General features: G+C 43.0%; 5 protein-coding genes. 2 read left to right on the top strand and 3 right to left on the bottom strand.

Annotation, left to right across the window (positions count from 1 at the left end; translation table 11 throughout):
* From V6C93_RS05515 to V6C93_RS05505, 3 genes are all read right to left on the bottom strand, one after another.
* A partial coding sequence (locus V6C93_RS05515) for an NAD(P)-binding protein (RefSeq protein ID WP_333475649.1) occupies nt 1-2,011 on the bottom strand: 2,011 nt, incomplete at its 3' end.
* A 79-nt stretch (nt 2,012-2,090) separates the two neighbouring features.
* The gene (locus V6C93_RS05510; RefSeq protein WP_333475648.1) at nt 2,091-3,062 is read right to left on the bottom strand and encodes an acetoacetate decarboxylase family protein; all 972 of its coding nucleotides are present in this window, start codon (nt 3,060-3,062) and stop codon (nt 2,091-2,093) included.
* Between the two features lie 462 nt (nt 3,063-3,524).
* Nucleotides 3,525-9,344 carry an AAA family ATPase gene (locus V6C93_RS05505; protein WP_333475647.1) on the bottom strand — a complete coding sequence of 1,940 codons (5,820 nt, stop codon included), beginning with the start codon at nt 9,342-9,344 and terminating at the stop codon, nt 3,525-3,527.
* Nucleotides 9,345-9,541: 197 nt separating this feature from the next.
* On the opposite strand from V6C93_RS05505, the gene V6C93_RS05500 reads away from it, so the two are divergent.
* Together V6C93_RS05500 and V6C93_RS05495 are read left to right on the top strand one after the other, a co-directional pair.
* A complete protein-coding gene (locus tag V6C93_RS05500; protein ID WP_333475646.1) occupies nt 9,542-10,486 on the top strand; it encodes an N-acetylmuramoyl-L-alanine amidase in 945 nt (314 codons plus the stop codon).
* 96 nt (nt 10,487-10,582) lie between these two features.
* Entirely contained in the window at nt 10,583-11,734 is a 1,152-nt protein-coding gene (locus tag V6C93_RS05495) for a class I SAM-dependent RNA methyltransferase (RefSeq protein WP_333475645.1), read from the top strand.
* Nucleotides 11,735-11,741: the final 7 nt, after the last annotated feature.

Raw genomic sequence — 11,741 nt, 5'->3', positions numbered from 1 at the left:
TGATGTTGACGCGCCAGTACTGCGAATAAAACCGTTGTTGACCTTGGTCATCTTCTAAGTCTACAAGCAAGTTCCAATCGAGATGAGTACCTTGAGCATCTTTAATGATGGCTTTGGGCCAGAGCGTGCCAATATTTTTGTTGAGCCAGTCAATGGCTTGTTGGTTTATTTTCTGTTGTTGCTGTGCTGGGAAATTTTGGTTATTGGGGTCAGTGGGATCGGGGATGCCTGGGTCTTCCATCACTCCTGTAAAATAAGCAATGTCCTTTGGATAATGAGCCGAAGGCCAGTTTTCCTGTTTGATGAGATGCTCCATATCCGCGTAGGTATCTAGGGGTTCGACATAGGTACCTAAGACAGGGCTATCATCGTTCCATCCCAATTTTTTGAGGGTATCCTTGAGCCAGAGTTGTCCACCTTGGGTGGTCACTGTCTGAACATACTTAACCATCTGCTGCCATTCTAGTTTGGCATTAATCAGTTCCTGACAGATGAAGGGGAAAGCACCGATAGAAATACCCAGCACGACGATGTCAAAATCCTGTTGATAGTTGAGAGTGACTTGTTCTACATCCTGCCAGGATGTCCAAAAGGATTCTAGGTCAATGTGTTGGTCTTTGAGCTGTTGACCTTGGACAATTTGCTCATAAAGGGGTTCATTAGGCCAGCAGAGGAGGTTGTTAACACTAATCAATGGATCATATCCTTGCTGGGGATTTTTAAGGGTAACCTGTTGACCCAGTTCTATCTTGGCAATGGCATTGCGATCTGAGTTAAGAGCAAGGTTAGTTACACGGTGGAAGAACTCAAACTTGACCCCACGCTTCTTTAACTCCTTGTAGAAGGGGACAAAAATTGTATCCCCCATGCCAGCATTCATTTTCCACATGACTGCACCTTTGTACGTGAAGATCATGCGCCAGACCCAACGCAGTGCTGCTGCTGCTCCCAATCGACCTGTTTTAGGTGTAGCTATACCACCAGGAAAGGCTAACAGAAGATCGTACATGGCACGTACCAGAGCCGAGTTAACGGTTTCAGTCCAGGCACCATTGGCGCTAAGCCATGCGCTAAAGTCTCGCTGATCCAAATCGTTGAACGATTCCCAATCCAAAATCGTGTTGACTAGCAATCCACGAATAATTGCATAGCCAAGGTTGAGAATAATTAAGGTGCGAATAGCGTCAATGATTATGTGGGCAAACTCCTCTTCCAACTTTTCCAGTGCCTTTTTCAGCTTGCCCTCTGCACGCTCCATGAATTTGTCTAAAAGCGATATCAAACATTGGCGCTGTTCGGGTGAATAACACTGTATATCTTCGTCAAGGGACTGAGCAAACTGATGAGCAAGCTCAAGTAGTTCCCTGTCTGTTTTTACACTAAGCTCTTCCCACTCCAACTTTATTCCTTCAGCAGTGCATTGCCACCCGTGAGGTGGTGTTGAATCGGTGGGAAGTTCACTATCGCTATAAGAGAGCGAGTCCAAGTAAGAGGAATCGCTACGTGTGTGTAGCATGAACTCAAGCATCTTGAGGATATATTGCCAGGGAGAGGCTTTTGTATCCTCTTCCTGGAGATCGTTTCCATCAGGCCAGGGATGCATTGAGGTTTGAGGAAAGTGTAATTTCCAAGGAACCCAACGACCCCCTTTCACTTGATCTTCGAGGACGATGAAGCTGTGCGGTTGAAACGCATTTTCTATACCTTGAAAAGTTCCTGGTGCATCGGCGAGGGCGTCGTAGCAGTCCTTCATGACTTGAAATGTATTCTCATAAAATCCGAAGAAGATGTGGAATCCGTGTTCTTGAATACGGTAGTCTGGAGCATAGGATTTATGGCTAGTCATATTGCGGCCGCTTGCCCCCTTGCCGCCTAGACGCCAACCTAATTGATAGACAGTAATGTCGTATAAGTCTTGCCAATTGGGCTGGCTGGTCAGTTCAAATGCCGTTACCAGGGAGGCCATTCCTCCACCCAAAATTACAATTTTCTTCTTGGTAGATTCAGACATGATTATTTACTGAATAGTGGGGATTTGAGAGGAAATGAGGAGCGAAGATCAGGTGATTCGAGTAGGGTTGCGATCGCTACTAGGTCGCTTTCCAGATTTCAGTGCCGTTTCCAAAAGAAAAATCAAAGTGAATCCAGAATGCTAATTGGGCTGTTTGTGTTAGTTTTAACCCTAATTCTGTGACGAGTGGGTGGCTGTCAAAATTTTCCACACTAACCTGGAATTTATACCATATATAAGGAAATCCGGCGTGGAATTTATCTAGCGTGGCAGTAGCTTCCACAATCGCTTGATAGCAAGCTTTATTGCCATCTTTCACATCTCGAAATTGCTTAAGAAATACCATCGGCACTTCAAGCTGAGTTGGACATTTTGAGTTGATTTTGGCGTCCTCAAACAGAGCTGAAATTACCTCATATGCGTCTTTAAAATCAGTCCAAGAGTTGACGCCAAAGCCACTTTTTTCTTCCTGTTTTAATTGCACACTTATCAGTTGTCGCCAGTTGGCTTGCGATTGAGGATTAAACGGTTGCAGAACAAAGGTTTCTAAGGCAAATTGTTGGGGATTTTGGGGGTCGTCCGGGATTGTGAAGTGTCCCAATTCCTTGGGAAAACCAAAAACTTCTCGCCCTAACACCATAGCTGGTGTATTATCAACAAAAATATAGGGAATAAACCAAGCATGGTGATCGACAACAAAGTTCGATCCTTCTTGTTTTTCAGCCTTAGTCAATACCCAAAAAATTACTTCCCCTGTTTCCGAGAAGAAGCCTTTATCGTTACCAGGGGGTTCTGTAGAACTGATATTTCCTATAGTGTCGAACACCATGAGGACACGGTTGGAAGCAGGGCAGTAGCGGAATTTATTTTGACCAGGTATGTTGAGATATTTATCACACATCTCCTGTAGACTCTCTACAGTTCCTTCTAAGACAAATCCATAAAGTTTGGTCTGCTTGAGACTGTAAGGCGGTTCAAAAGCCGTATCGCCTCCTCTTACTATATATTCAGGAGCATTTGTAGACACAGACGGGATTGGCGTAGTACTCATTTTTTCCAAATTATAGTTATGGGTTAACCACTGAATAGACTTGTTGCTTTCTTTAAGCTTTCAGTTGGGAGCCCTTGATTGACAATGGACTCAGCAAAAGAATAATGCGAACGACAAGCCTAACGACCAACTTTGCCATTAAACTGATTTAGATATTCGCATTCGATGAGGCGAAATAAATTGGGAGTAATGAAATGGTCAACAAGATTTTATGCTTAACCCGTTCATTGGTAAATTGGTAAATAATGAAGAATTGTTGACCTAAAAATACTGTAAAGAAAACGTAGGTAATGTCAAAGTTGTTTTATGTGTAATCGATACTAGACTCTAGAATAATTGGCTATTTTGTATCAATGTTTACGAAAAGCGGGGAGGGCGGGTTTTGAACAGAAGTTATTGGTGCACGCCCCAATTAAACTGCTAAACCCGCCCCTACTCTACAAATGTGCATGGCTACTACAACTATTTCTGCTTCAGAACTACCAACGTAATATCATCAAATACTTTCTGCGTGCCAATATGCCGCCGTACATCCTCAATCACCGCTTCTCTGATTTCTTGTGCTGTGCGATCGCAGTTTTGGCTGACTACTTCACATAACTGCTCCAGTCCATATTGCTGGTTATTTATATCGAAAGCTTCTGTAATTCCGTCAGTGTATAGTACCACCACATCTCCCGGATTCAGTTGTACCTGTTCAGAGGCAATAAAATCAGCAATTTCCTCATCTAAACCAATAGGAAAGCCGAGGAAACGCGTATCCATTCGCTCAACCTCACCCCCAACACGAACTACAATTATTTCCTCATGTTGACCACTCACATTCAGAGTGCCATCGGCATAATCCAATAGAGCCAGTGTTAAATTTTTATTGGGATTGATGCGTTGGGCGTTGCGATAAATCGTGCGGTTGAGAATATCCAAAAATTGAACAGGATCGGTTTGGTTACTCTCCTGTAAAGTGCGAACGGCGGTTTGTGTCATCAGCATTAATACACCACTTTCTAGTCCATGTCCCGTGACATCACCAATTCCAATTTTGACTTTGCCATCATGTTGCAGGATGTCGTAGTAGTCGCCGCCGACTTCATCAGCAGGTTCCATAAATCCAGCGATTTCTAACCCCTCAATAACTTCTAATTCTTCGGATTTAGGTAAAATCATTTGTTGCAGTTGCTTCGTTACCTCTAACTCAGCACTCATTCGTAGATTGTCCGCTTTGAGGCGTTTATTGAGTGCCATAATTTCTTTGTTCGCTTCAGCGAGTTGAGCGGTACGTTCTTTAACTTGCTCCTCTAACGTGCGATTATATTCAGCAATCAATTTCTCGGCTTGTTTGCGTTCGGTGATATCTTGAAAAGCTGCGATCGCATAGACAATTTTGCCCGTTTCATCAAAAATTGGCGTGCTGTAAACTTCCACAGGGATAATCCTATCGGGTTGGTGGAATTCGATATCGTCAACCTTAACCCGTTCACCCTTGAGCGATCGCACGATTGGCAGTTGTTCCGTTGGGTATAATTGCTTGGTTTCAGTCCGATAAACCTGGTACGCCAGTGATAATTGCTCACTTTCGGCTTGTGGTACAACGTTTATACCCATCAACTCCTGTGCCCTCTGATTGGTATAGTAGGTTTGCCCAGTAGGTTCGTGGACAGAGACGCCCATTGGCATCGCTTCAAAAAATTGGGTTAACCGTCTTTCACTTTCGGTAACCTCGGCGTAGAGTTTGGCATTGGTAATGGCGATCGCAGCTTGTCCAGATAACAGTTGCAATACTTCCAATCTCTCAGAGGTAAAAGCGCCAGCGGTCAGATTATTCTCCAGATAGACAATACCACTGAGTTGACCTTGATTGACGAGCGGCGCACACAAGATAGACTTGATCTGATGCTGTTTAATATAGGAATCATTCGTAAAGTTACCTTCGCTGATCGCATCATTCAAAACAACTGTTTCCTTAGTGCGGGCAACATAGTTGACAATTGCGGCTGGTAGACGGTTGCTAATAGGGACTGACTGCAACACGGTAATGTTATCCGAGTCTACCTTTCCAGACGCTTCAATCTGCAATCTCCCCTGTGTTTCCAAAATCAAGTGACCGGTTTGTGCCCCAGCATTTTCAATGAGAATTCTCATTAAGGAACTGAGTAAGTTATCCAGCTTGATTTCACCGGAAATTGCTTGTGTCGCTTTCATGAACGTAGCTAAATCTAAAGCTGACGCTGATCGACTACCCGTTGAGGTATTGGTAGTTGTTATGCCAATGGAAGTAATGCGGCTGATCGAAGACAATTGTGGCAATAACTGCGGGTATTTTTCCTCCAAATCCTCCACTTTGCGTTTAGCGCCCCAAAGTTGGTAGCCATAGTGAGCCTTTTTCATGTAGAGTTGGGCAATTTCTTCTTTGCCTTTACCTAACCAAAACTTGGCTGCCAGTTCATTTCCCAAGGCTTCATTCTGGATATACTCATTCTCACGGGCTGAAGCGATGGCTTGGTCATACAAATCTATCGCTTCCATGCCTTGGTCAGAGATACGAGCTATTTCCGCTTCTACTAACAGGTATTTGTGCAGGAAGTTCTCCGGACAGTTATCTGCCCAAATTTTCAGCTTTTGTTGATTAGCTTTTAAAATTTCCCCATATTCATTCTGTTGAGCAGGGCTAGCAGTTGGATAAAGGGCGGTTAAAATTAAAGAATAGTAAAGGTAGTGTTCGGCTTGACTCGGTACACCCGAAATAAAAACTACAATTTCATCACTTTTTCGGCTTCTATGTAGAGCCTTTTCATAATCGCCGTACAAGAACAAAACTTGAGCTTTGAAGATGTTATAAGGTGCTACTCCAGTCATAAAACCGTTTTCCTGCCACATTTGGAGGCACTGACCTTCATCAAAGTCTTCATCATTAAAAGAGAATTTGTCCAGGGTTAATCCCTGTAAATTTAAGATTAAATGCTGATATAATTGCTGAATTCCAGCGAAGACATGATTTTTGATTTGCTTGAGAAACTCCAGATGCTTGTAAGACTCATCAAGAATGCTACTGAAATTCTCAGCACTTAAAATTCTCTGTAAAATCAAATGGTAAGAGTTGTAACTAATATAAACATCTCCAGTCTCTAGTCCGGATAGGTAGCCATTTCTCAAAAACGGAATCCCTTTTTTAAGATGGTCTCGCCAGGGATTAATCAGCCCGCCGAACATATTAAAAATTTTGCAAACTAAATTAACATTATTAAATTTCTCGTTAAGCTGCATAGACAATTGACCAAATTCATAACCCACTTCATAGTCAATTAATCTCGCGCCTGCCAAGAAGCCCCAAAAAGCATATCCATGAGCCGATACTTCGGAGTTACCGTGTTCCAGAGAAAGGTTAACCATTTTCAAGGAGATCAACGCTAACAAATCTTGGTCTACGAAATAAGCGGGGCCAGTAATATTCATTAAGAGTTTCATACAGGCTCTTATCTCTGGGTTGCTCATTTCTGGGGCATCAATTAACTCAGCTATCTTGATTTTTTCCAGATAGGTTCTGTACAATTGCAACTCTAATTCGAGTTCTGACAAGATTTCTGCTTTGTTGGTTGTTGGCAAACTTAATCCCAAAGATTTTAAAGCCTTCGCTCCTAAATGAACGGCTTCTAAAAATTTTCCCGTATTATCGTATAAAACCAAACGAATGTTTTGAATTTCTGCTCGATCTAAATTAGAATTGGCCTGAGTTAATATGAGGTCAAATAACTCTTCTGCTGTGTCAAAATTACCACAAAGATATTCACATTCAGACCTTTCTCGATATAAATTAAAGGTCAGCTCATAATGTTCATGCCAAATATCTCCCGATAAAACCTCAATTCCTGGAGTAAAGTATTGGGCTAAGGCAGCGGAGTAAGCCGTTGAAGATTTGGCTTTTTTCCCGGCTTCAAGGTTCAACCGTGCTAACTCAACAAGTTCGGATTCATCAGTTATCAATTCCAAACCTAAATTTAGATGATCGACTATCTCAAAAAGTTTTTCCGGTAGTTCTTCCGCAGATACGTTGGCTAGCAATAACCGTCCAATTTGGAGATGTACCGCTTTCTTTCGGTTCTCATCAATGAGAGCATAAGCCGCTTGTTGCACCCGGTCATGCAGGAATTTATAATCTTGGATTAACAGTTCTTGATCTAACTCAGAGGTAGGTAGAATTAAGCCTGACTGAATGGCCATCACTAAGTCAGGAAAAATGCCTTCTTTAGATTTTTCGCAGACAATAGAGATGGTGTTTAAATCGAAAGAAGCACCTACACAAGATGCTAAACGCAAAACCTGTTGTGTGGATTCCGAAAGTTTCTTTAACTTACCAACCATTAACTCCACTACATTATCTGTAATATTCTGCGCCTCAATTTGAGCAATATCCCACTGCCAGCCGTGATTCTGAAAATCAAACGTTATCAAATTTTCAGTATGCAGGGTTTTCAGAAATTGATTGACAAAGAAAGGATTTCCTCCGGTTTTAAGCTTCACCAATTCTGCTAAGGGTTTTACTGTAAGGGCGGGTTTTCTGGTATCCTGGCTACGTAGATTAGACGCCTGTAAATCTAAACCCGCCTCTATATGCAATGTGTCGGCAATCAGTTGCGTGGTATGTTCTAGCTCTAAAGGAGATAAGGTAATCGAATTGACGATTGCTCCTTGATGACACAACCCATCCAGCGTCATCATCAACGGATGGGCGGGGCTGACTTCATTATCTCGATACGCTCCAATTAGGAACAGATATTGCATATCTGCATCTGTCATAATCAGTTCTATCAATTTAAGGGTGGCGGAGTCAGCCCACTGCAAATCGTCCAGAAAGATAACCAAAGGATGCTCTTGTGTGCAAAAAGCTCGAATGAACTTACTGAAAATAAGATTAAAGCGATTTTGAGACTCGGTTGGCCCTAACTCTGGCACGGGTGGCTGCTTACCGACAATTAGTTCTACTTCAGGAATTACGTCAATAATGACTTGACCATTGGAACCAAAAGCGGCTGAGAGTTTTGTACGCCATTGATTGAGTTGTGCTTCAGTTTCGGTTAGTAGTTGCCGCACCAGCCCCTTAAATGCGCTGACGATGGCTGAGTAAGGAACATTTCGTTGAAACTGGTCAAATTTTCCCCAAGTGAAATAACCACGCAGTCGGGTATTTGGTTTATGAATTTCGGCAACTAGGGATGACTTACCAATACCCGAATAACCCGCCACTAGCATCATTTCGATTTGGGACTTTTGGCTGAGTGTTGAGGACAAGGCAGAATTTTCAGTGAGTTTCGCTCCCTTGTCTCCCCCTGCTACTCGCTCAAATGCTGTTAGTAATGTTTCAACCTCTGCCTCACGTCCATAGAGTTTCTGCGGAATTTGAAATTTATCAGAAATATCTTTGGTAGCCAGGGTGAAGGAAGATATTGTTCCCTTTGTCTGTAATTGGAAGAGACATTGTTCTAAATCGTACTTAATACCCCAAGCACTTTGGTAGCGTTCCTCAGCTGTTTTGGCTATCAATTTCATCACAATATCTGAAACCGCTAGAGGAATTTCTGCATTTAATTGATGCGGCGGCATAGGGACTTTAGCAATATGACAATGCACCAGTTCCAGTGCATCACTGGTTTCAAAAGGTAGCCTTCCAGTGAGGAGTTCGTAGAAGGTAATGCCGAGGGAGTAAAAATCTGTGCGGTAATCCAAAGAACGGTTCATCCGTCCTGTTTGCTCTGGCGACATATAGGCTAATGTCCCTTCTAAGACATTAGGATTTTTGAGGGTAGGATTTTCGCGGGTTAAAACGGTAGCAATACCAAAGTCAATGATTTTGAGTTGTCCTGTTTGTGGATTCAAGACGATATTGGAAGGATTAATATCTTTGTGAATGACATTGCTAGTGTGAATCGCTGCTAAACTCTCAGTTACTTTGATAGCAAGGCTGATAAATTCTGCTAAAGATATACACCTATTGGCTCTTACATTCATCAACTCCTTCAAGGATGATGCGCCAAAATCCTCAAGGATGATGACCAACGTTCTTTGATACGGTTGTAAACTATAAGCCTTAACCACCCCATCTATGTTCAGATTGCGGCTGATTTCATATTCCTGCTTATAGCGAGTGAGTTCTTGAGGTGTGGGGTAATCTTCTTTCAGTACTTTGAGAATAACCGATTGCTTACTCTTCCGCCAGATTCCACGATAAACCATTGAGTTGGCACTGTCATAGATTTGATTGAGAATTTGATAGCCATCGAGCTGAATCATTTTGGTATTCTCTTGAACTAGATGTTTTAATAAGCTAATTTAGCTGTTCCAAGCTTAAACTCTAAAAATATAAAATTTTCATAAATTTAAACTTATATTATAAAATATTGACGCTTGATTAGAAAAAAGCTGTAATAGCATTGAGTTTGCCCCGAGCGGGATTACTAAACCATCTTTAGATAACCCAGGATAAAAGCATGACGAAATATGGAATTGATATGGGCCATAATTGCCCACCCGATACCGGAGCTAGCGGCATCAAGCAGGAAGATGTCATGACCAAGGAGGTAGGAACTAAAGTTATAGAAAAATTAAAGGCTCTTGGGCATGAAATTGTCAAATGTAATCCCAGCAAAGCCAGTAACGTAACCAATTCTCTAGCCCAAAGATGTAACATAGCCAACTCTAACAATGTTGATGTCTATGTATCCATTCATTTCAATTGTTTTAATGGTCAAGCAAAAGGAGCAGAAGTATTTGCAATTGGCAATACATCCAAGGCCATTGCGAAGCCTGTATTGGACAATATCGTAAAGTTAGGATACACCCAGAGAGGTGTCAATGATGGCTCTCATTTATATGTCTTGAGAAATACCAATATGCCAGCCATTCTGGTTGAGGGGTGTTTTTGCGATTCTAAAGAGGATATGCAGCGCTATAATCCGGAAGCGCTAGCAGATGCGATCGTTAAGGGATTAACCGGAAAAACTCCAACACCCACACCTCCATCTGAACCCCAAAATAACCCTGTTGTAATTCCTAGTATCCTTGAATTACAAAAAGCTTTCAACCGATTAAAAATCCGAGACCAAAGCGGGAAACCTTTGGGCGAAACTGGGACACCCGATCCTGCAACTAAATATGCCACAAAGAACTTTGAGACGATTGTGGGCATAAACGCCAATGAAATTGCTGGGTCGGATACATGGAGTGCAATTAATCAGATATTGGCGAAGCCAACACTCATGCCAAACCATGCAGGAGGGCCAGTGGTTAGATACTTGCAATTCCGTGTGGGTAATGATGCAGATGGCGTGTATGGACCAGGTACCCTTGAGGCCGTTAAAAAATTCCAAACACAACAAGGTTTAACGGCTGATGGCGCTGTAGGCCCCAAAACCTGGGAAAAATTAATTGGCTAGTGCATACAAGCCTTTAAAGCGGCAGTCATACCTGGAGTAAGATTTGTTGTTGTCCGGTCACGCTGTAAAGTGCCAGATGAACAACAAGGGAGGCGCATGAGCCAATATTTTGCTACGGTTGCTCGTGGCTTAGAATCCATTGCTGCCCAAGAATTGGAGCGTCTGGGTGCAAAAGACGTTCGTCCTGATTTTACTGGGGTGCATTTTGTGGGTGATTCCGCTGGCGCGGATAGCTGTGCTTCACGCACTTTGCTGTACCAAGTGAATCTATGGGCGAGAACCATCTTTCGGGTACTCGTCACACTGCGGGAATTCCCCTGTCCAGATGCCGATCGCCTCTATACAGAGGTGCAAAAAACCGATTGGCAGCAGTACCTCCAGCCTCACAACACCCTAGCCGTGAATGCAACAGGGGGGAATCACAAGCTCAATCACACCCACTTCACCGCACTACAGGTAAAAAATGCGATCGTAGACCAGCAACGCCGCCAGTTTGGTCAGCGATCTAGTATTGATACCGAAAATCCCGATATATTAATTAATGCCCACATCTATCAAGACCGTTGCATTTTAAGTCTGGATAGCTCTGGAAAAAGCCTTCATCGACGGGGGTATAGACCAGCCGTAGGATTCGCCCCGCTCAAGGAGACTCTAGCTGCGGCTCTCCTGGATATGGCGGAGTGGGAGCCAAGTCTGCCGTTTTTAGACCCACTGTGTGGCTCTGGAACCCTACCTTTGGAGGCTAGTTTAAAAGCCTTAAATATTGCTCCCGGATTGTTCCGTACTGAGTTTGCTTTTGAGAAATGGCCTGATTTTGACGAAAAGCTCTGGACGCAGTTGCTGGATGACGCTGAAGATAGCCAACTTCCGGCACTCCGAGTACCAATTATGGGGAGTGACAAAGACCCTGATATCCTAAACCAAGCTCGGATTAATGCACAACAATGTCGTATTGCAGACCAGGTAAAGTTTACCCAAACTGAACTGAAAGACCTAGAAGCACCAGCCGATAGGGGTGTAATTATTTGCAATCCGCCCTATGGAGAACGTTTGGGGGATGCGGCAGAACTCGGTGATTTTTATAAACTGTTGGGTGATGTTTTCAAGCAACGCTTTAAAGGTTGGACAGCATTTGTTTTAACGGGAAATAAGGAATTGGCAAAGCGGGTAGGATTGAAAGCGGCTCGTCGCATTCCTGTCTATAACGGTTCCATACCCTGCACTTTGTTGAAATATGAGTTGTATTAATGCAGCT

The sequence above is a fragment of the Allocoleopsis sp. genome (genome assembly GCF_036703385.1).
In the GTDB taxonomy this organism is placed as follows: domain Bacteria; phylum Cyanobacteriota; class Cyanobacteriia; order Cyanobacteriales; family Coleofasciculaceae; genus Allocoleopsis.
This window is presented reverse-complemented; position numbering and strand designations above follow the sequence as displayed.

What these genes read in the sequence shown, in the direction of transcription:
- V6C93_RS05510 (WP_333475648.1), bottom strand. Translation starts at nt 3,062, where the DNA reads ATGAGTACTACGCCAATCCCGTCTGTGTCTACAAATGCTCCTGAATAT.
- V6C93_RS05505 (WP_333475647.1), bottom strand. Translation starts at nt 9,344, where the DNA reads ATGATTCAGCTCGATGGCTATCAAATTCTCAATCAAATCTATGACAGT.
- V6C93_RS05500 (WP_333475646.1), top strand. Translation starts at nt 9,542, where the DNA reads ATGACGAAATATGGAATTGATATGGGCCATAATTGCCCACCCGATACC.
- V6C93_RS05495 (WP_333475645.1), top strand. Translation starts at nt 10,583, where the DNA reads ATGAGCCAATATTTTGCTACGGTTGCTCGTGGCTTAGAATCCATTGCT.